Source organism: Nocardia huaxiensis, assembly GCF_013744875.1.
GTDB classification, from domain to species: Bacteria; Actinomycetota; Actinomycetes; order Mycobacteriales; family Mycobacteriaceae; genus Nocardia; species Nocardia huaxiensis.
This window is the reverse complement of the sequence record NZ_CP059399.1, coordinates 6,250,994-6,272,341: the sequence shown is the minus strand read 5'-3', so window position 1 is coordinate 6,272,341 and position 21,348 is coordinate 6,250,994. Positions and strand designations below refer to the sequence as shown.

18 protein-coding genes are annotated in these 21,348 nt (G+C 68.6%); 14 read left to right on the top strand and 4 right to left on the bottom strand.

The window, feature by feature from the left end; genetic code table 11:
• Positions 1-2 precede the first annotated feature (2 nt).
• Together H0264_RS28465 and H0264_RS28460 are read left to right on the top strand one after the other, a co-directional pair.
• Positions 3-1,160, top strand: coding sequence for an AAA family ATPase (locus H0264_RS28465; RefSeq protein WP_181580399.1), 1,158 nt, complete (start codon positions 3-5; stop codon positions 1,158-1,160).
• Positions 1,161-1,335: 175 nt separating this feature from the next.
• A complete protein-coding gene (locus H0264_RS28460; RefSeq protein WP_244975971.1) occupies positions 1,336-2,007 on the top strand; it encodes a M23 family metallopeptidase in 672 nt (223 codons plus the stop codon).
• A 3-nt stretch (positions 2,008-2,010) separates the two neighbouring features.
• On the opposite strand, the gene H0264_RS28455 is transcribed toward H0264_RS28460, so the two are convergent.
• Positions 2,011-3,444, bottom strand: coding sequence for a YncE family protein (locus H0264_RS28455; RefSeq protein WP_181580397.1), 1,434 nt, complete (start codon positions 3,442-3,444; stop codon positions 2,011-2,013).
• Between the two features lie 237 nt (positions 3,445-3,681).
• On the bottom strand, positions 3,682-4,506 hold the full coding sequence (locus H0264_RS28450; protein WP_181580396.1) for a TIGR03619 family F420-dependent LLM class oxidoreductase: 825 nt from the start codon (positions 4,504-4,506) through the stop codon (positions 3,682-3,684).
• A gap of 102 nt (positions 4,507-4,608) precedes the next feature.
• Here H0264_RS28450 and H0264_RS28445 point away from each other — a divergent pair, with 102 nt between their 5' ends.
• A complete protein-coding gene (locus tag H0264_RS28445) occupies positions 4,609-5,748 on the top strand; it encodes an epoxide hydrolase family protein (protein WP_181580395.1) in 1,140 nt (379 codons plus the stop codon).
• Between the two features lie 3 nt (positions 5,749-5,751).
• Here H0264_RS28445 and H0264_RS28440 read toward each other — a convergent pair whose 3' ends face one another.
• A complete protein-coding gene (locus H0264_RS28440; RefSeq protein WP_181580394.1) occupies positions 5,752-6,519 on the bottom strand; it encodes a VOC family protein in 768 nt (255 codons plus the stop codon).
• Positions 6,520-6,627: 108 nt separating this feature from the next.
• Positions 6,628-6,915: a hypothetical protein gene (locus tag H0264_RS28435; RefSeq protein WP_181580393.1), complete on the bottom strand. Its 288-nt coding sequence runs from the start codon at positions 6,913-6,915 to the stop codon at positions 6,628-6,630.
• 144 nt (positions 6,916-7,059) lie between these two features.
• Here H0264_RS28435 and H0264_RS28430 point away from each other — a divergent pair, with 144 nt between their 5' ends.
• The 11 genes from H0264_RS28430 to H0264_RS28380 all read left to right on the top strand — a co-directional run bounded on the left by H0264_RS28430 (position 7,060) and on the right by H0264_RS28380 (position 21,347).
• A complete protein-coding gene (locus H0264_RS28430) occupies positions 7,060-7,893 on the top strand; it encodes a PaaX family transcriptional regulator C-terminal domain-containing protein (RefSeq protein ID WP_181585892.1) in 834 nt (277 codons plus the stop codon).
• Positions 7,894-8,003: 110 nt separating this feature from the next.
• Positions 8,004-9,227, top strand: coding sequence for a saccharopine dehydrogenase family protein (locus tag H0264_RS28425; RefSeq protein WP_181580392.1), 1,224 nt, complete (start codon positions 8,004-8,006; stop codon positions 9,225-9,227).
• Between the two features lie 51 nt (positions 9,228-9,278).
• Positions 9,279-9,506 carry a hypothetical protein gene (locus H0264_RS28420; RefSeq protein WP_181580391.1) on the top strand — a complete coding sequence of 76 codons (228 nt, stop codon included), beginning with the start codon at positions 9,279-9,281 and terminating at the stop codon, positions 9,504-9,506.
• A gap of 89 nt (positions 9,507-9,595) precedes the next feature.
• Positions 9,596-10,579 (top strand): alpha/beta hydrolase family protein, encoded by a 984-nt coding sequence (locus H0264_RS28415; RefSeq protein WP_231087332.1) that lies wholly within the window; start codon positions 9,596-9,598, stop codon positions 10,577-10,579.
• A gap of 56 nt (positions 10,580-10,635) precedes the next feature.
• The gene (locus H0264_RS28410; RefSeq protein ID WP_181580389.1) at positions 10,636-12,363 is read left to right on the top strand and encodes a protein kinase domain-containing protein; all 1,728 of its coding nucleotides are present in this window, start codon (positions 10,636-10,638) and stop codon (positions 12,361-12,363) included.
• 196 nt (positions 12,364-12,559) lie between these two features.
• On the top strand, positions 12,560-14,773 hold the full coding sequence (locus H0264_RS28405; RefSeq protein ID WP_181580388.1) for a SulP family inorganic anion transporter: 2,214 nt from the start codon (positions 12,560-12,562) through the stop codon (positions 14,771-14,773).
• 213 nt (positions 14,774-14,986) lie between these two features.
• A complete protein-coding gene (locus tag H0264_RS28400) occupies positions 14,987-17,212 on the top strand; it encodes a SulP family inorganic anion transporter (RefSeq protein ID WP_181580387.1) in 2,226 nt (741 codons plus the stop codon).
• A gap of 135 nt (positions 17,213-17,347) precedes the next feature.
• Positions 17,348-17,767 (top strand): TIGR02611 family protein, encoded by a 420-nt coding sequence (locus H0264_RS28395; protein ID WP_181585891.1) that lies wholly within the window; start codon positions 17,348-17,350, stop codon positions 17,765-17,767.
• Entirely contained in the window at positions 17,764-18,483 is a 720-nt protein-coding gene (locus H0264_RS28390) for a (2Fe-2S)-binding protein (protein WP_181580386.1), read from the top strand. Before H0264_RS28395 ends, H0264_RS28390 begins: the two co-directional genes overlap by 4 nt.
• A 204-nt stretch (positions 18,484-18,687) precedes the next feature.
• Positions 18,688-20,727: a threonine--tRNA ligase gene (gene thrS / locus H0264_RS28385; protein ID WP_420832116.1), complete on the top strand. Its 2,040-nt coding sequence runs from the start codon at positions 18,688-18,690 to the stop codon at positions 20,725-20,727.
• On the top strand, positions 20,724-21,347 hold the full coding sequence (locus H0264_RS28380) for an ATP adenylyltransferase (protein WP_181580384.1): 624 nt from the start codon (positions 20,724-20,726) through the stop codon (positions 21,345-21,347). The genes thrS and H0264_RS28380 overlap by 4 nt, the downstream gene beginning before the upstream one ends.
• The last annotated feature ends 1 nt before the right edge of the window (position 21,348 follow it).

The window sequence follows — 21,348 nt, the reverse complement described above, 5'->3', positions numbered from 1 at the left end:
TGGTGGCGAGCGTGGACGAACCGTTCATCGAGGCGGGTCGACTCTGGTACGTCGACGCGCAGGCGCTGCCACCCGCCGTGCGGGAGAAACTGCGCAAACGGGCCGAGGCCGGATACCGCATACCCCGGCCCGTTTCCCGCGAACGGCTCGCCCAGCTCGACTCGGAAATCGCACGGGCGCAAGGCATGATCTGGGAGGCCAGCCTCGGGCAGCCAGATCCGCACCACATGCGGGAGCTGCACAGGCTGGCCGAGCAGGCCCGCACTCGACGGCAGCAGGCGCTGCGCGAGGGCGCCCCGGACGATCCGGGCGGATTCCGGGGCAAGGGATTGTTCATCGCCGCACCGTTCGCCGCCATCGTGAGTCTCATGGTGCTCTCGGTCGCCGACGCGAACGGCGCGATCACGCTGATCACCCCGATCGTGCTGTTGATACTGCTGGCGACCCCGTACATGCTGGGCCGCCGCAGCCCGCTCGTACTCACCCCGGCCGATCTGGCGGCGATCCGGGCGGCCACCCGCGGCATTCGCATCGCGGATGCCAACCGCTCCCGGGCGCTGCTGTCCGGCGCGGAAAAGATAAGGGACGTCCCCGATCTGGTGGCGGTCGCCGGCCATCTCGTCGACCGCATCACCGTCAGTGTGGCGTGGCGCAGCATCTATCTGGAACCGCACCGGGCGCAATTCGACGTGATGGCCGAGATCGCACAGATCGCCAAGAGCGCCGCCCGCTACGACGCCATGGCCAGACGGCTCGCCATCGCACCCAGCGGCGACACCCGCACCGCCGAACTGGCGCGCACCGCCCAGCATTCGGCTCGGCAGCAACTCGGCATCGTCTGGCAGACCCTGTGCCGGCGGGTCGACGCGCTGCGAGAATTCGCCGGGCACCTCCATCAGCTCGATCTCGAATTGCGCAATGCCGAACTCGCCCGGCAGGCCCTGGACATGGACGACGATCTGGCCGAATTGCTGGCCTCGGCGGTGTCGAACGAGCTTGCGGCCGAACAATTGCGGCACCTGAGCGAACAGACCGCCGGGCTGACCCTCGCCATTCGAGAACTCGTCGACCAGCTCCACCTCGATGTGCAGACCCTGCGCGCGCTGGCGCCGGGGGAGGGGCAGCCCGCCCCGGACGGAACTCACAGGTTCGGGTGGTAGGGTCTCGCACCCGAGTCAGGGCGAGGCGGACCGATGCCGGTGCATGATGCGGCGCGGTGCTCGCCGTCGCCGCAGCAGCGTCGGGATGGAGGGTCGAGTTCTCTTGCGGGGCAGTACTTCCGGAGGCAGACATCGCAAACCGTCGGCCCTGCACGCGTGGAAGGGACGCGCCGTCATGGCGGCGGTGGCGCTGGGCGCGGCGGTGGCGGCCGTGCAGACCGGATTCCAGGAGCGGCACGACACGGCCGAGGCCGGCGTGCGGGCCATGGCGGGTGCGGAACTCGTCGGCGCCGCACCGATATCCGCGCACGACGGCACCGATGCCCACTTCCCGGAAATTCTCACCGCGGCGCCGTTCGACGACCCCGAGGAAATTCAGCGCCTGCTGGCCAATGGCCAGCACGCCGCAGCCGATATCGAAGCGCGCGCCACGGCGGGACTGCGGCCGCTGTTCGTGAAATTCACGCAGGGGACATTCACGTCGGGCTACGGTTCCCGCTGGGGCGTCACCCATTTCGGGGTGGATGTGGCCGCGCCGATCGGAACGCCCATCGAAGCGGTCGAGGACGGGACCGTGCTCAGCGCCGGACCCGCGGACGGATTCGGCATGTGGGTGCGGCTGCTGCACGACGACGGCACCATCACCGTGTACGGGCATGTGGACACCACCACTGTCACGGTGGGGCAGCGAGTGCTGGCCGGGGATGAGATTGCGACCGTGGGCAATCGGGGCTTCTCCACGGGCCCGCACTGTCATTTCGAAGTCTGGCTGAACGGAAACCAGAAGGTCGATCCCCTGCCCTGGCTGGCCAGTCGCGGGATATCGCTGGGGCCCGAACAGGATTGACGGTCACCGGGGAATGACCGTCACCGAATTCGACGACTCGCTCACCGCGTAGAGGGTGCGGGTCGAGGTGTTCAAGGCGAGAGTGCTGGGCGGGTCGGCGAGTGAAATCGTCGCGGTCACGGCATTGCGGGCGAGGTCGATTACGGAGATCGACCGATCGTGACTGCTCGCCACATACAGGGTGCGACCGGCCGGATCGAGGGCCATGCCATTGGATCCCAGGCCCTGCGGGCCGGTGGGGATCGTGGTGACGACCTGCTTGCTGCCGAGGTCGACGACATGGATGAGCGCCTCGGTGGGATCGTCTGCGTAGAGCATCCTGGTGGACGGGTCGAAAGCCACCGGGCCCGAACAGCAACCCGGTACAGCGGTCATATCGGTGATCGCCTCCGACACCGGATCAATGGTGAATGCCGTGTTGGTGGCGATATTCACGCCCACCAATCCATGGGTGACCGGGTCGAGGGTGAATTCGGTCGATCCGAGTTTCTTGGTGGTCACCGCCCGGGTGTTCGTATCCACTATGGACAGCCAGGCATCGAAAGTATTGAAGGCGTAGAGCGTATCGGAGTCCACGATCAGGCCGCTGGCGAAATCGAAGGCCCTCTCGGCCTTGGGCGGACCGATGGTGAGCGTCGCCGTGACCGTCGAAGTCGCCGGATCGACAATATCGATGACCGGGTCGGTGCCGGCGTCACCCGCGAGGAAGATCCGGTGGGAGGCCGGGTCTACCACGATCCCGGTTCTGTTCTCCGGCACCGAAATTGCCGAGGCCACCTGAGCCGTCGCTGGATCGAGCACGGAGATGCGGCCGTCCGAGATCACGTAGACGGCATGCGTGACGGAGTCGACCGCGATGCCCCGGGGTGCGGCGTCGAGCGTGACGGCCGGTGGCAGACCCGCCGCGGTCGTGGTGCGACGGCCGGCACTGGCGCTGTCGGAGCCGCCGCTGTCCCGCAGTACCGCGATCACCGTGACGACCACCGCGATCACCGCCGACAGGGCGACGAGCGTCAGGACGAGCTGCCCGCGGCGGCGGGGCCTGCCCGGTGATGCCGTTTCCGGTTGCGGCGGAACAGGTACGGCCGGTGCGGGCGGAGGAACGATCGTCGCGGCGGAGAGGTCCGCCGGTGGGGAAATGATTGTCGACGAAGCGGTCGCGGTGAACGGCATCGGCCGGGGCGCTGACTGCCGGTTTTCGGGCTCCGGTGCGGGAGGCAGCGGTGCCGTGCCGACGGCACGGCCGAGTGCCTCGGCGAATTCGGCGCAGCTCGCGTAGCGGTCCTCGGGGCGCTTCTCCAGCGCCTTCGCGATGACCCCGTCGATCTCGGCCGGTAGGCCGGGGCGCACCGCGTGTGCCGAGGGTGGTTCCTCGAGCAGGTGCGCGGCGATGATGGACGCCTGGTCTCCGCAGGGGAACGGCGGCTGTCCGGTCAAGAGTTGAAACAGCGTGGCGCCCAGGGAATAGCCGGGGATGCGCGGCCAGATACACCGCGCCCATACCGCCGCGGCCGAGTTGGCGCCGAATGGTGAACCCGGAGAAGACCGTCCCCGCCCGCAGGTCCATACCGACTCCTGTTGCACTGTCCCCGAGCCCGTGGTTTCCCGCCGGAATCCGGCCAATAGAACTGTAGAGGACGAGCTCTCGCGATGCGCGGAATCGGTTGGCTGATCTCAGGCGATGAGTTCGGCGTGCCGGTGCAGGGCTTCGTCGATCGTGCCGGGCAGCGACGCGGGATGAATGACGAGCTGTTCGATGCCGAGATCCTCGTACTGGCGCACCACCGACGGCGTCAGCGGCTGGGTGGCGGCCACGGTGACCGACAGCGGGCCGAGCTCGGCGGGCCGCTCGACGGTCTTCGCGATGTCGGCCAGTCGCGCGAGGTTCGCTTCGGTCTCGGCCACCGTGCCGATGGCGAACCAGCCGTGTGCCCGCGTGACCGCGCGCCGGATGGCTCCGGCACTGTGCCCGCCCACGTACACGCGCAGCCCGCGCGGTCGCGGATGCGCGTCGATCGCCTTGAACTCCACGTACTTTCCGGAGAACGCCGGCTCCGGGGTGTGCCAGAGCGCGTGCATGGCGTCCAGGTACTCGTCGGTGCGGCGTCCGCGATCGGCGGTGGGCACGCCGAGAGCGGTGAGCTCCGGCTCGAGATATCCCGCGCCCACGCCGAGCGCGAAGCGGCCACCGCTGAGCACCGACAGGCTCGCCGCCTGTTTGGCCAGCACCAGCGGATTGCGCTGCGGCAGAATCACCACGCCGGTGCCCAGTTCGAGCCGGGTGGTGGCCGCCGCGACGAAGGACAGGTGCACCAGCGGATCGATGATCGGCTCGGTCGGCTCCGACGGCGACGCGTCCACCCGGGGCGCGGGCAGCACCACGTGATCCGACGCCCACCAGGATCGATACCCGAGCTCCTCGACCAGCCGCGCGAGCCGGATCGTCTCCGCGGGTTCGATGGTCCGATCCATATTGAGGGCCTGTACTCCGAAGTCCATGATCCCCGGAACCGTCTGCCGCCCAGAGACATTCCGGCCGCCTGGAAAGTTCCTGTTCAGCTAGGGCGGAACCTGACCTAGCTGACTTCTACCGTGAATGTCATGAGCGAACAGATCACTCCCTTCCGCATCGACATCCCGCAGGAACAGCTCGACGATCTGCACCGCCGGCTCGACGCCACCCGCTGGCCCGACCAGGATCCGAATGCCGGTTGGTCACAGGGCATCCCGCTCGACTACACCCGGGAGCTGGCCGAATACTGGCGCACCAGCTACGACTGGCGCGCACAGGAGGCGCGGCTCAATGCTTTTCCGCAGTTCCGCACCGAAATCGACGGGCACAACCTGCATTTCATCCACGTGCGATCGGCCGAGGCCGGCGCTGTGCCGCTGCTGCTCACCCACGGCTGGCCCGGGTCCATCGTGGAATTCCTCGAGGTGATCGCCCCGCTGACCGATCCCGTCGCGCACGGCGGCAAGCCCGAGGACGCCTTCCATGTCGTGGTGCCGACCATTCCCGGCTACGGCTTCTCCGGCCCGGCGGTCGGCTGGTCGACCACGCGCGCCGCAGCCGCCTGGGCCGAGCTCATGCGGCGGCTCGGGTACGACCGGTACGTCGCGCACGGTGAGGACACCGGCGCGGCCATCACCCGGCAGCTCGCGGTCATCGACGCCGAACATCTCATCGCCATGCATCTGACCGATATCGCCTCGGCCGGAATCACTTTCGAGAACGCGGATCCCGGCAATGCCGAGGAGATGCGCGCGGCGGAGAAGGCACAGCGCTACGCCTTCGAATTCGGCGCGTACGCCATGCTGCAGGCCAGTCGTCCGCAGACCCTCGCCTACGGTCTCGCCGATTCCCCGGTCGGCCAAATGGCGTGGATCGTCGAACGATTCAAGGATTGGACCGATTCGAAGAACGTCCCCGAGGATGCCGTCGACCGGGACGCCATGCTCACCAATGTCATGATCTACTGGCTCAACGGCACCGCGGGCTCCTCCGCCCGCTACTACTTCGAGGGCGCATCCACCTGGGGCGCACCGGAACCCGAGACCACCGTCCCGCTCTCGGTCGCCGTCATGCCGCACGACATCGGCGCGCCCGTTCGCCGTCTCGCCGAACGCAACAACACCATCGTGCGCTGGACCGAACTGGCGCGCGGCGGCCATTTCGCCGCCATGGAGGAACCCGATCTGATCATCGAGGACCTGCGCGCCAGCTTCGCGCCCTACCGCTAGCCCTCAGTCGGGTTGCGCCGGCCGGATGATCCGGAAGTCGGCTCCGAACGGATCACGCAACCCCGCGTACCGCCCATACGGTGAATCCACGGCGGGCAGCGTCACCTTCGCGCCCGCCGTGGTCGCCCGCTCGACAGTGGCGTCCACATCCTCGACGGCGAAGTACGTCACCCACGCCGCCTTCGCCCGCGACGGCTCACCCTCGATGCCGCCCACGGGTGTGCCGTCCGGGCGATTCAGCACCGAGTAATCGAGTCCGCCCGGAATCGCCTCCAGCGTGAAATCGAAGGCCGCCGTGTAGAACTCGCGCGCGGGCTCCGGCGTGGCGGTGAACAGCTCCGCCCACACCAGCGCACCCGGCTCCGCCACCACCTCCGCCCCGATGTGCGCCCGCCCCTCCCACAAGCCGAACTGCCCGCCCACCGGATCGACCACAATGGCCATCCGCCCCTGATCCATCACGTCCATGGGCGGCATCACGACCTGCCCGCCGGCATCAGCGATCCGCTTCACCGCCCCATCGCAGTCGTCGGTGGCGAAATACAGGTTCCACCAGAACTCCGTCGTCCCCGGATCGGGATTGGTCATGACCGCCGCCACCGGCTTCCCCCGCACGAGGCACATCGTGTACCCGCCGGTCTCCGGCGGCCCCTCCGCGAACTCCCACCCGAACACCGCCCCGTAGAACTCCATGGCCTGCCGGTGATCCGGGACCCCCAGATCAACCCAGGTCGGCGTCCCATTCGGCGGCGGTTGCGTCACATCAGCCATCGGATCTCTCCTCGCTCCGTAGCAGTGGACCTCCCGCACCCATCCTCCTGCGCGGACCGGGTCCGGCGCAGTCGAATGGGCGAGGGCGGTCCGAGCGGCCCGGTCCGGTCAGCGAGTCATGGCGATGCCGCGCGGCACGACGCGGATGAAACTGGTTGCGCTGTACGGGATCTGGTTGTCGGGGTCGGAGCAGCCGACGGTGATCTCTCCGGGAGCGGTCGCGACCGTCCAGAAGGAGATCCAGGTTCCACCGTGCGCGGCTTGTTCGGGCTGCTGATCGGGCTCGGGCGGCAGCAGATCGATCGCCTGCCCCGAGCCGGTGGTGGCGGTGCAGCGCAGGGCGGCGGAATTCCAGCCGGGATTGCCCTTGATGTCGAGGACCGCGTCGGCGGGCACCTGGACCTTTGTGCCTCTCGGAACGCCTCACAGGTTAACTCCTGCGTAGGATCGGCGGGCGTATGGACCCGGTTGCCGAGGTGAACTGAGGGGTGTGAGGTGGCGGACGTCGTCGAGATTCCGACGCGCACTCTTGTGGAGAGCATGCTCCGCGAGGACTTCACCATCGATGCCGGGGAACTGTACGCGGTGGCCAATGCACTGGGGATGAGCGATCAGCAGGTGCGGTTGTGCATCAAGCGGCTGGTCGCGGAGGGGCAGTTCACCCAGGAGGGGCGGGGGCGCAAGGCGGTCTTGCGCGGCGACGATCGGGTGCGGGCCGCGCTCGCACCCGATCTGGATTTCATTCGGTACATGTATGCGCAGGACCGGGGCGACGCGCCCTGGGACGGGGTGTGGCACGTGGTCGCGTTCGCGGTGCCGGAGGCCGCACGAGCCGCCCGGGATGCGCTGCGCGACAGCATCATTGCCCTGGGCGGGGCGGCGATTCAGGGCGGAATGTATGTCTCGGCGCATCGCTGGGAGCAGCGGATCGCCGCGGCTGCGGCCGAATTCGGTGTGGCCGAGCATATTTCGACCATGACCACCGATGATCTGGAGATCGGCGGGGTGCGTGCGCCCCGGGAGCTGGCCGCCCGGTTGTGGTCATTGCCGAGCATTGCCGCGGGACACGAGCGGCTGCTCGCGGTAGCCGAACGTCGACTGGACCGGTTGCACGCCGGTGCGCTCACGGACACCGAGCGGCTCACCATGGAAATCGAACTGGCGGCCGAGTTCACCCGCGCGCTCGAACCGGATCCGCTGCTGCCGCCGGAGCTGCTGCCGCGGCCGTGGATCGGTGCGCGCGCCCGCGCTTCGGTTGCCTCGTGCTGGATCGAATTGGCCCGCCACGAGACCCCCGGCTCGGCCCGCGTCTTCCGGATGTATGCCGACGCGGTGCGAGAAGCCCTCGGCGGCAACGGGTCTCGCACGCACTAGCGAATCGCGCGAGGTATGACCTCCGTCTCACCCTTGCCGCAGTGTGCCCGCAGGATCTATCGTTTTTAAAACGGTCGTTTACGTAATGATAGTTTCTGAATGGGGAAGCGATGAGAGTTCTGGCATTGGGCGGCGCGGGCGCGATGGGTGCGGTCGCCGTCGAAGCGGTCCTGCGGCTGCCGGGGATCGACGAGCTCGTCATCGCCGACCGTGACCTCTCGGCGGCGCAACGGGTGGCGGCCGCGCACGCGCACGCGCCGCTGCCCGTGCGGGCCGCGCACGTGGATGTCACCGATCGCGCCGCGCTGCGGGAGGTACTGCGACCGGCGGATGTGGTGCTCAATACCGTTGGCCCCTATTACGAATTCGGCCTCGAGGTGCTCTGGGCCGCGATCGAGAACCACACGCACTACCTGGATCTGTGCGACGACTGGGAACCCACGATCGACATGCTGAAGCTGGACGCCGCGGCCCGCGGCTCCGGAATCTGCGCCGTCCTCGGCATGGGCGCCAGCCCGGGCATCAGCAACCTGCTCGCACTGGCCGCCACCCGCCGGCTCGACACCGTGGACGATGTCTACACCGCGTGGCCGGTCGACGTGCCGGCGGACGACGGCGCAGAACAGTTCGCGGGTGCGGGTGGGCGGCCCTCGGCGGCGGCCGTGCACTGGATGGCGCAGCTCAGCGGAACCATCAGCGTGGTGGAGGCCGGCGGACCGGCGCGCTGGCGGCCACTGCGCCCGATTCCGCTCGAGCTGCCCGGCAATCGGCGCGGGACCGCCTACACGGTCGGCCATCCGGAACCGGTCACGCTGCGCCACACCGTCCGGCCCGCAGGCGTCTCGGCCACGCTCATGGTCGTCACGCCGAGCACCGTCGCCTATCTGGACGGACTGCGCCGCGATATCGACCGCGGCCGGCTCACCGCCGAATCAGCGGCGGCGAAACTGATGAAACCCGGTGTGCTGCGCGGCATCCGCGCACACGCCACGGCCGGCCGCTACGCCGCCCCCGGTACCCTGCCGCCCTTCTTCGCCGTCGCGTACGGCAGCAAGGACGGCCGGCGGCACGCGGTCCTCGCCCGCATCGACGACGAGAACGCACGCGGCGCACGAGAATTCACCGCCGACATGGCCCGCGCCACAGCAATCCCCTTGGCGCTGGGCCTGTCTCAACTCCTCGACGGGCTCGTACGCCGCCCCGGCGTGCACGCCCCGGAAGCAGTCATCGATCCCGATCGGATGTTCCGTGATCTGGGGCGGGAACTCGGATGCCCACCCGGCACCTCCTGTCTGCTGATCGAGGAGGAGCCGCTCGCCCGCCCCGGCCACTGACCGTGCGCCACCGCCTGCCCGCTTTCCCGCAGACACCAGACAAGGATCATCATGCGTGCCCCCTTCGCTCGAATCCTCTTCGCCGCCACCATGACCGCCGGCCTCGCCCTGGGAGCGTCGCCGGCGCAGGCCGATCCGGGCGGCAACGCGCCACCGCATCACCCCGCCGAATCCGACGTGGGCAGGCCGGGCGACCGGAACAAGTGGACCCGGGTGCCGAGACCCGACGGCAACGGCTGGACAGTGTGCCCGCCGCGGGCACAATGGTGCCGCCGATGACCATCGAAAAAGATTCGGCCACAGCCACTTCCGGCTCCCGACGGTCACGCCGATCACTGGTCCTGGTGGCGCTGGCGGGCGTGGTCGCGATGGTGCTGGCCGCCGGTGTGTGGATTCTGCATCAGAACGACTACGCGCTGCGTGAAGAACGGGTCACCATCTCCGGTGCGGCCCAGCCGTTGCAGGGTGTGCTCGCCCGCCCCCGCGACGGCGCCGGCCCCTTCGGCCTGGTCGTCTTCGTGCACGGCGACGGCCCGATCGACGCCACCCACGACACCTTCTACCGCCCGATCTGGGAGGCGCTGGCCCGCGCCGGATACGCGTCGCTGTCCTGGGACAAGCCCGGAGTCGCCGGCGCGGAAGGCAATTGGCTGCACCAGAGCATGGCCGACCGTGCGGCCGAGGCGTCGGCCGCCATCGACTGGGCGCGCGAGCGCACCGACATAGATCCCCGCCGCATCGGCCTCTGGGGCGCCAGCCAAGCCGGTTGGGTGCTGCCCGAGATCGCCGCGACCCGCACCGACCTGCGCTTCCTGATCCTGGTGTCGCCGGCGATCAACTGGTCGCGACAGGGCGAATACCACCTGCGCGCCGAACTGCGCGCCCGCGACGCCACCGCCACCGACACCGCTGCGGCCCTGCGCCGCCGCGACACCGTGCTGCGCCTGCTCGACGAACACGCCGACTACGCGCGCTATCTCGCCGAATCCGGTGACCCCGAACCGATGTCGGCGGACCGCTGGACCTTCGTCAGCAAGAACTACACCGCCGACGCCTCGGACGCCCTGCGCCGCACCCGGATTCCCGTATTCCTCGCCCTGGGCGACCACGACGTCAATGTCGACGCCGCCGAAACCGAGCGCACCTACCGCGATCTGCTCACCACCCCCGGCCGGCTCACCGTCGCCCGCTACCGCGACGCCACCCACGGCATGACCCGGATCGGACTCGACGGCAACAGCCTCAGCGCCGTGCTCACCGCGCTGTTCGCACCCCGCTCACTGTTCACCCCGGGGTTCCTCACCGACCAGGGCGATTATGTCCGGCTGTTCGCCGCCCCCGCGAACAGCTGAAGCGGCAGCTCGCACGGTATCTTCTCCGGGACGGTTTGCTGGGAGAAGGAGTGCGCGTGCGGTTGGCGCAGGGGGACGTGTTCGCCGGGTATGCGATCGACGCGCTGCTCGGGGCCGGCGGGATGGGGGTCGTGTACCGGGCCCGGCATCCTCGGATGGACCGGTTCGTGGCCTTGAAGGTGCTGGGGGAGAGCGCGATCGCCGACCCCGGCATGCGGGCGCGGTTCGAGCGGGAGGCCGCGCTGCTGGCGGGGCTCGAGCATCCCAATATCGTCGGGGTGTACGACCACAGCGGGGCCGGGGAGGAGCAGCTGTGGATTTCCATGCGGTATGTGGACGGCATCGATATCTCGCGGCTGATCGCGGAAGCCGGTGCGCTGGCGGCCGATCGGGCAGTCGGATTGATCGGGCAGGCGGCGGCCGGACTGGATTACGCGCACAGTCGCGGGATTCTGCATCGGGACGTGAAGCCGGCGAATCTGCTCGTCGACCGGGATCACACGGGGGCCGAACGGGTTTCGGTGACCGATTTCGGGATCGCGGTGCTGCAGGACGCCACCGCCACCGGGACCGGAATCACGGCGAGCTTCGGTTACGCAGCGCCGGAACGGTTTTCCGGCGGGCTGGTGGATTCGCGGGCGGATGTGTACTCGCTGGGGTGCACGCTGTATCAGATGCTGACCGGGCAGCTGCCGTATCCGTACGCCGATCCGGGCGGCGTCATCGGGGCGCATCTGACCGCGCCGCCGCCGCGGCCCACGGCGGTGCGGCCGGATCTGCCGCCGGATCTGGATCGAGTGCTGGCCATTGCCATGGCCAAGAATCCGGAGCATCGGTACCCGACGTGTGCGGCGCTGGCCGAGGATGCGCGACGGGCACTGTTGGCGGGCGCGCCCACGGACCGCGGTGTCATGAACCCCGTTATGGGGCAGCCATATTCGGCTGAGATGCGGCCGGTCTCCAGGAGCAGGGGCCGATGGCTGGCGGCTGGGCTGTCGGCCGGGGCGGTCGTGCTCGCGGTGCTGGTCGCCGGGAGCGTGTACGTCGTGAATCGGGCATCGGACGCCCTGGGTTCGGGGTCGGTCAGCGTCGAGGTCTCGCGCGGGGCCGAGACGAGCGGGGCCGGGCAGACTGCCCTGCCTGCGACCGTGAACTGTGCCTATCGCAGCGCCGCCGAACCGGCGGCCAAACCCGTGAAAAAGCCGTCCGGCACCGGGATCTCGACGACCGGGTCCACCAGCGTCACCCTCGACACCAGTCAGGGCCCGATCGGAGTCGTCCTCCGGACCTCCGAATCCCCCTGCACCGTCAATAGTTTCGTCAGCCTCATCGACCAGCACTTCTACGACGGCGTGGCCTGCCACCGGCTCACCACGTCCGGCTCACTGAAGGTGCTGCAGTGCGGCGATCCCTCCGGAACGGGGTCGGGCGGACCGGGCTACGCCTTCGACAACGAGTTCCCCACCACCCGGTACGCGGCGGGCAGTGCCGCCGCCGAGACCCCGATGCTCTACGAGCGCGGCGTGCTGGCCATGGCGAACGCCAACTACGGCCTCGGCTCCACCGGCCTCGACGGACGCGGCACCAATGGCAGCCAGTTCTTCCTGGTCTACGGCGACTCGCAGCTGCCGCCGCAGTACACCATCTTCGGCACGGTCGATGCCGTCGGACTGGCCACCCTCGACCGGGTTGCCGCCGCTGGAATCGCCCCCGGCGGGTCGTACTCGCTCGAGGACGGCACACCGAACTTGCCGGTAACCCTGGAATCGATTCGCCGCAACTAGTGGCGTAGGTCACAATTGGGTAGCGGATCGCCCCAAACATTCGCAAAGGCTTTTCATCGTCTTTGCGTTGTCTTTACGATTACCGGCGTTCTCCCTAGCGTCGTGCTTTCTCAGCCTCGCCCGCCGCTCGCTCTCGATGCCAGTACATGTTGACCGATGAACCGGAGCGGCGACGCCACTTCGGCGAAGGAGAGATATGTCCACCGACACCGATCCAGCACTCCGGACGTCGCTTCCGTCTCTGTCCGCGCTCGTTCGCTACGACCTGCCCGCCTCCTTCGTGGTGTTCCTGGTCGCGCTGCCGCTCTCGCTCGGCATCGCGGTGGCCTCGGGCGCACCGGTCGCCGCCGGACTCATCGCCGCCGTGGTGGGCGGCGTGGTCGCCGGGCTGCTGGGCGGATCCACCCTCCAGGTGAGCGGGCCGGCCGCCGGGCTCACCGTGGTGGTGGCCCAGACCATCGACCAATTCGGCTGGAAGGCAGCGTGTTTCATTACCGCGGCCGCGGGCGGGTTGCAGATCCTGTTCGGGCTGAGCCGGATAGCGCGCGCCGCCCTCGCCATCGCGCCGGTCGTGGTGCACGCCATGCTCGCCGGCATCGGCCTCACCATCGCACTGCAACAGGTGCACGTGCTGCTCGGCGGGTCCTCGCACAGTTCCGCCTTCGAGAACATCACCGAGCTGCCCCGGCAGCTGGCCGGACTGCACGGCGGCGCGGTGCTGGTGGGCGCGGTCGTCATCGCCATCATGCTGGGCTGGAAGTACATGCCGCCGCGCATTCGCGCGGTGCCGGGCCCCCTGGTGGCGGTCCTCGCCGGCACCGTGCTGTCGCTGGTGTGGCCGGGCGGCATGGAGCGAATCGCCTTGAACGGCTCGCTGTTCGACGCCATCGGACTGCCCGCCATCCCGCACGGCGGCTGGTGGACGGTCTCGCTGGCGGTGCTGACCGTCGCGCTCATCGCGAGCGTGGAGAGTCTGCTGTCGGCGGTCGCGGTGGACAAGATGGCCCAGGGCCCGCGCACCAATCTCGACCGCGAACTCGTCGGACAGGGCGCCGCCAATGTGACCTCGGGCCTGCTGGGCGGGCTGCCCGTCACCGGCGTGATCGTGCGCAGCGCCACCAATGTCCGGGCGGGCGCGCGCACCCGCGCCTCGGCGATCCTGCACGGGCTCTGGGTGCTGGTGTTCGCGGTGGCGCTTCCCGGTGTGGTGCAACAGATTCCGAAGGCGGCACTGGCGGGGCTGCTCATCGTGGTCGGCATCCAGCTGGTCAAACTCGCGCACATCCGCCTGGCGCAGCGCACCGGCGATCTGCTGGTGTACACGGTCACCGTGCTCGGGGTGGTGTTCCTGAATCTGCTCGACGGCGTGCTCATCGGGCTGGGCGTGGCGTTCGCACTGCTGCTGTGGCGGGTGGTGCGGGTGACGGTGGTGGCCGCGCCGGTGCCGGGGACCGCGCAGTGGATGGTCAGCATCGACGGCACCTGCACCTTCCTGGCGCTGCCGAAGCTGTCCGCGGAACTGGCCAAGGTGCCCGCGGGTGTGGACGTGCTGGTGGAGCTGAGTGTCGACTTCCTCGACCACGCCGCCTACGAGGCCATCCACGAGTGGGCCGGTCGGCACGAGAACACCGGGGGCCGAGTCGAATTCGTGGAGATGGGCCCCGTGCGCATGGCCGCCGCCGAGGCCGGGCCGCCCGCCCGCGGCCGGTCGCGCCGCATTGTCGACGAAGTGCTGTCCCCGTGGCGGCGCACGGCCGTGCGCGCGGATCCGGTGGTCGCGGGCGTGGTGGCCTATCACCGCAGTCACGCGCATCTGATGCGTCCGCTGCTGGATGTGCTGCGCGATGGCCAGGAACCGGATTCGCTGTTCGTCACCTGTGCCGATTCGCGGATCGTGCCGAATGTGATCACCAATAGCGGTCCGGGGGATCTGTTCACCGTCCGCAATGTCGGCAATTTGATTCCGCCCGATGGCCGCGACGCGTCCATGGAGGCCGCGCTCGTCTATGCCCTCGACAAACTCGATGTGCGTTCGGTGGTGGTGTGCGGGCATTCCGGCTGCGGTGCGATGGAAGCGCTGTACGGCGAGGCCGTCACCGGTTCGGGCCTGGACGACTGGCTCGCGCACGCCCGGACCAGCCTGGATCGCTTCCGGCTCGGGCATCCGGTGGCGCTGGCCGCGGCGGCCGCCGGATTCCCGCCGGTCGATCAATTGGGCATGGTGAATGTGGCCGTGCAATTGGAAACCCTGTACGCGCATCCGGTGGTCCGGCGCGGTGTGGAGGAGCGTGGTGTCGTGTTGTCCGGGCTGTTTTTCGACATCGCGACGGCCCGTGTGGTGGAGGTCACGGTCGACGAGATCGCCGAGATCGATGGTGTGGATCACCCGGTCGCCGCGCGATCCGCTTGATAAACGCGGTTTCCGGAAGTTCGCCGAGAGAGGTTCACATTCGTTTTACTTTGTGGCGCAGTTTTTCTCAGCCTTTGCTAAGTCTTTACTTCTAATGTTGCCCACACTCGTCCGGTGAGTCTGCGGCCAGTGCTGTCCGCAGTCCCAAATTCGAATGCCCGCAGACACTTCGAGTTCATCCGGGTTCATGGGGGACCCGGTGGAGGAGCGATCATGTCCATCGACACCGATTCGCCGCCAGGTAGACCGAGCGACCGGTTCACCACCTGGCTACGCCACGACCTGCCCGCGTCCATCGTCGTTTTCCTTGTCGCACTACCCCTTTCGCTCGGCATCGCCGTCGCCTCCGACGCGCCGATCGCCGCCGGTCTCATCGCGGCCGTGGTCGGCGGCGTGGTGGTCGGCCTGCTCGGCGGCTCGCCGCTACAGGTCAGCGGCCCGGCCGCCGGGCTCACCGTGGTCGTGGCCGAGACCATCAACCAATTCGGCTGGAAGACAGCCTGTTTCATCACCGTCGGCGCCGGCGCGCTGCAGATCGTCTTCGGTCTGAGCCGCATTGCCCGCGCCGCACTGGCGATCGCACCCGTGGTCGTGCACGCCATGCTGGCCGGCATCGGCATCACCATCGCGCTGCAACAGCTGCACGTGCTGCTCGGCGGCGCCTCGCACAGCACCGCGCTGCAGAACATCGTGCAGCTACCCGGTGAACTCACCAGCCTGCACGGCGACGATTTCTTCATCGGCGCCGTCGTCATCGCGATCATGCTCGGCTGGAAGTACGTGCCCGGCAAGGTGCGCGTGGTGCCCGGCCCGCTGGTCGCCATTCTCGTCGCCACCGTGCTGTCGCTGGTCCTGCCCGGCAATGTCGAGCGCATCGTGCTGAGCGGCTCGCTGTTCGACGCCATCGGCCTGCCCGACGTGCCCAGCGGTAACTGGGGTGCGGTCGCGCTCGCCGTGCTGACCATCGCGCTCATCGCCAGCGTGGAGAGCCTGCTGTCGGCGGTGGCCGTGGACAAGATGCACACCGGTCCGCGCACCAACTTCGACAAGGAACTGGTCGCCCAGGGCGCGGCCAATATGACCTCCGGTCTGCTGGGCGGACTGCCCGTCACCGGCGTCATCGTGCGCTCGGCCACCAATGTGCAGGCCGGGGCCAAGAGCAAGGCGTCGGCGTTCCTGCACGGCATCTGGGTGCTGGTGTTCTCGGTCGCGCTGGCCGGACTCGTGCAGCAGATTCCGAAATCGGCACTGGCCGGTCTGCTCATCGTGGTCGGCATCCAGCTGGTCAAACTCGCGCACATCAAGCTCGCGCACCGCACCGGCGACCTGCTCGTCTACGTCGTCACCGTGCTCGGCGTGGTGTTCCTGAACCTCCTGGAAGGCGTGCTCATCGGCCTGCTGCTGGCGTTCGCGCTGCTGCTGTGGCGCGTGGTGCGCGTCTCGGTGACCGCCGGACCCGTCGCCGGGACCGAACGCTGGATGGTCAGCATCGACGGCACCTGCACCTTCCTGGCGCTGCCGAAACTGTCCGCGCAGCTGTCCAGGGTGCCCGCGGGTGTGGACGTGCTGGTGGAGCTGAGTGTCGACTTCCTCGACCACGCCGCCTACGAGGCCATCCACGACTGGGCCCGTCAGCACGAGAACAACGGCGGCACAGTCGAATACGTCGAGCTCGGCACCGCCCGCATGGCCGCCGCGCTGGACGGCCCGCCGGTGCGCGGCAAGGCCCGCGGCCTGCTCGACGATGTGCTGCGGCCGTGGCGCAAGGAGGACGACGGCAACCCGATCACCTCCGGCGTCGCCGCCTACCACCGCACGCACGCGCACGTGGTGCGCCCGCACCTGGACGAGCTACGCAATGTGCAGAACCCGCACTCGCTCTTCCTGACCTGTGCGGATTCCCGGATCGTGCCCAATGTGATCACCAACAGCGGACCCGGCGACCTGTTCACCGTCCGCAATGTCGGCAACCTCGTGCCCGCGCAAGGCCGCGACAGCTCCATCGAGGCCGCCATCACCTTCGCGCTCGACGAGCTGGGCGTGGATCACGTTGTGGTGTGCGGACATTCGTCCTGCGGCGCGATGAACGCGCTGCTGACCGGACCGCCGCAGGGGCCCGGTCTGGGCGACTGGTTGAAGCACGCCCGCCCCAGCCTGGAGCAGTTCCGCCAGGGCCACCCGGTGGCATGGGCAGCGGGTGAGGCCGGATTCGGCGCGGTCGACCAGTTGAGCATCGTCAATGTGGCCATGCAGCTGGAAACCCTGCACTTCCATCCGGCCGTGCGCCGCGCCATCCACGAACGCGGGGTGACGGTGACCGGGCTGTTCTTCGATATCGGCAGCGCCCGCGTCCTGGAAGTCGGCCGGGACGGGCTGTCGGAAATCTCCGACGCCGAGCTATCGGCCTTGGCCGAGGCAGTCGGGGCGCACGCCCACTGATCCGCACACATGCCGGGCGCGGAGTTCATCCTTTGGATGGCTGCGCGCCCGGCGCGTATCCGGCGGTGGGGCAATCCGATCCGGCTCCGGGCGCACGGGCCGGACAGCCGCGGCGCGTCCGTCCCCGGCGCACCTATGCTGGCCAATGTGTCGAGCCCTACCGTTCATTGGCGCGCCTTGCGCCGCTTCGTCTCCGATCGACCTACCCTGAACCTCGTTTACCGGATCGCGGTGGGAGTGCTGGGCGCCGTGGTGCTGGTGATCGGCATTCTCGCGATCCCGTACCCCGGACCGGGCTGGCTGATCGTCTTCGCGGGGCTGGGCATCCTGGCCACCGAATTCGCTTGGGCGCACCGCACATTGCACTGGACCCGCGAACGGTATCGGCGCGTCATGAGCTGGTTCGCCGGACAGGGCCTGCTGGTGCGCGGGCTCGCCGCGCTGGCCACGGCCGCGCTCGTGGTGGTCACCCTGTGGCTGCTGGGAACGTTCAGTCTCGTCGGGAATCTGATCGGAGTCGAATGGGAATGGTTGCGCAGCCCACTGTTCGGATGAGCGTGGTGCCCGGCACCGAACTGCTGTCGCCGGCCTGGCTGGCGGAGCGGATCGGCGATATGGGCATCTCGTGGGGGACCGGGGATTCCCGGGTCTCCGGAACACTGTGGTGGTGCATGACCGCCTCTTCGCTGGTGAATCCCGTCCTCGAGGCGTGGGTCGCGGGGGAGGCCGACTTCGATCCGACGCTGGAGCATTTCGCCTGCGAGGTGCGGCCGGACGGCGGGATCGAACGGATCATCGCGACCGAACCGGAAGCCGCCGCGTCGGCCGGGCCGATGATCCGCCTCGAGCCGGGCGTCCAGCTGGAACCCGGCGTGCGCCTCGAGCCCGCCGGCGGTTGCGCGGGTGCGCACGAGGCGTTCTCGACCATCGGGCCCGGCCCGGCCTTGCGGCACACGCTTTCTCGCGTGATTCCGGTGGTGGCCGAGGTGTCGGGCGCGAGCATCGCGTCGCTGTGGGCGATCGTGGCCGACGCCATCGGCAACCGGGCGCTCGACGCCGGGGATCAGGAGGCGGGGGCCGTGCTGGCGCGGGAGGTCGCGGGCCGGCTGCCGGTGCCGCGCTTCCAGGACATCGCCGGGCGCACCTTCGTCCGGCGGATCTCCTGCTGCGTCGTTTTCGAGGTGCCGGGCTGTGAAATGTGCACCAGCTGCCCCAAACGGCCTGCGGCGCAGCGGGAGAAGCTGCTGGCCGACATGGTGAACCAGGACTGAGCGACGCGGCGGGGGCGGTCCATTGGCGCGGGTGTCACGGCGTGCCGATAGCATGATGCACGCCGGAGTTTGTGCGCCCTGCGAATCATTGCGGGGCGTGACCGGCCGTAATCGTGGGGAGCCCCTCCCCAGAAGTGAAGCCAGCGGGTGACCACCCGCGACGACGATGCCAAGGAGTGCGCAGCCGTGACCACCTCAGCCCCGATGACCCCAGCCGCCCGCGTCCGGGTCCCGGCTGGGACTACCGCGGGCGCGGCGCTGCGCGAGGCGGAGCTGCCGAACAAGGGCCCCGGCGCGGTCATCGTCGTCCGCGACGACGAGGGCAATCTCAAGGACCTGTCCTGGACCCCCGAGGTCGACACCGAGGTCGAGGTCATCACCGCCGATTCCCCGGACGGTCGCAATGTGATCCGGCATTCGGCCGCGCATGTGCTGGCCCAGGCCGTGCAGCAGGAGTTCCCGGAAGCCAAGCTGGGCATCGGCCCCTACATCAAGGACGGCTTCTACTACGACTTCCAGGTGGACCGGCCGTTCACCCCGGAGGATCTGACCAAGCTCGAATCCCGCATGAAGAAGATCATCAAAGACGCGCAGCGGTTTTCGCGCCGGGTGGTCGACATCGACGAGGCGCGGGTCGAACTGGCCAAGGAGCCGTTCAAACTCGAGCTCATCTCCGACAAGTCGGGCATCGACGATCCGGAGGTCATGGAGGTCGGCGGCAACGAGCTGACCATCTACGACAATCTGGATCCGCGCTCGGGCGAGAAGGTCTGGGGCGACCTGTGCCGCGGCCCGCACTGCCCGACCACCAAGTACATTCCGGCGTTCAAGCTGACCCGCTCCTCGGCCGCCTACTGGCGGGGCGATCAGAGCCGCGAGGATCTGCAGCGCATCTACGGCACCGCCTGGGAATCGCAGGAGGCCCAGGACGAATACCTGCGCCTGCTCGAGGAGGCCGAGAAGCGCGACCATCGCAAGCTGGGCCTGGAACTGGACCTGTTCTCCTTCCCCGACGAACTGGGCTCGGGCCTGCCGGTGTTCCACCCCAAGGGCGGCATCATCCGCAAGGAGCTCGAGGACTACTCGCGCCGCCGCCACACCGCCGCCGGCTACGAGTTCGTCAACACCCCGCACATCACCAAGGGCCACCTGTTCGAGGTCTCCGGTCACCTGGACTGGTACCGCGACGGCATGTTCCCGGCCATGCACCTCGACGCCGAACTCAATGAGGACGGCACCGTGCGCAAGCCCGGCCAGGACTACTTCGTCAAGCCGATGAACTGCCCGATGCACAACCTGATCTTCCGGTCGCGCGGGCGCTCCTACCGCGAACTGCCCCTGCGCATGTTCGAATTCGGCTCGGTGTACCGCTACGAGAAGTCCGGCGTGGTGCACGGCCTCACCCGCGTGCGGGGCATGACGCAGGACGACGCGCACATCTACTGCACCAAGGAGCAGATGCACGCGGAGCTCACCACCACCCTGCAGTTCGTGCTGTCGCTGCTGCGCGACTACGGCCTCGACGACTTCTACCTCGAGCTGTCCACCAAGGACCCGAAGAAGTTCGTGGGCTCCGACGAGCTGTGGGAGGAGGCCACCGAAACCCTGCGCAAGGTGGCCACCGACTCCGGTCTGGACCTGGTGCCGGATCCGGGCGGCGCGGCCTTCTACGGCCCGAAGATCTCCGTGCAGGCCAAGGACGCCCTCGGCCGCACCTGGCAGATGTCGACCATCCAGCTCGACTTCAACCTGCCCGAGCGGTTCGAACTGGAGTACACCGGCGCGGACGGCGCCAAGCATCGCCCGGTCATGATCCACCGCGCGCTGTTCGGTTCCATCGAGCGCTTCTTCGGTGTGCTCACCGAGCACTACGCGGGCGCGTTCCCGGCGTGGCTGTCGCCGGTGCAGGTGGTCGGCATTCCGGTCGCCGAGACCTTCGCCGAGCACCTGGACGGCGTGATCGAGGAGTTGCAGGCCGCGGGCATTCGCGCCGAGCTGGATCGCTCCGACGACCGCATGCAGAAGAAGATCTTCAACCAGACCGCGCAGAAGGTGCCGTTCATGCTGCTCGCCGGTGCGCGGGACGTGGAGGCCGGCGCGGTCAGCTTCCGCTTCCGGGACGGCACCCAGGTCAACGGCGTGCCGGTCAAGGATGCGGTCGCGACCATCATCGACTGGGTTCAGCGCCGTGAGAACGCTTCTCCCACCGCGGAGGGGTTCGAGATCCGCAAGGGTGATGCATGAGTGAACGTACGGCTGGGCTGAACGAGGCTTCGGGACAACAGGATTCGGCACCGCGCGAGACCATCGTGGATCGCGGCGCGGGTGAACCCGATCGCCTGCAACGGCTGTGGACGCCGTACCGCATGTCCTACATCACCGGGGAGGCCGCCGAGAAGGAGGCCAAGGACGCGGACGCCGACGCGCCCAAGAAGTCCGGGCACCCCTTCACCGACATCCCCGAGATGGCGGACGAGGACGGGCTGATCATCGCGCGCGGGCAGTGGGTGTACGCGGTGCTCAACCTGTACCCGTACAACCCCGGCCACATGATGGTCGTGCCCTACCGTCGCGTGGCCAACCTCGAGGACCTCACCCTCGACGAGTCCACCGAGCTCATGGCCTTCACCCAGCAGGCCATCCGGGTCATGAAGAAGGTCTCGCGCCCGGCCGGATTCAATGTCGGATTGAATCTCGGCGGCGTTGCCGGCGGTTCACTTGCCGATCACCTGCATCAACACATCGTGCCGCGCTGGAGCGGCGACGCGAACTTCATTACCGTCGTCGGCGGAGTGAAGGTCATGCCGCAGCTGCTGCGCGAGACGCGGGGGCTGCTGGCGCAGGCATGGAAGGAATCCGAGTAGC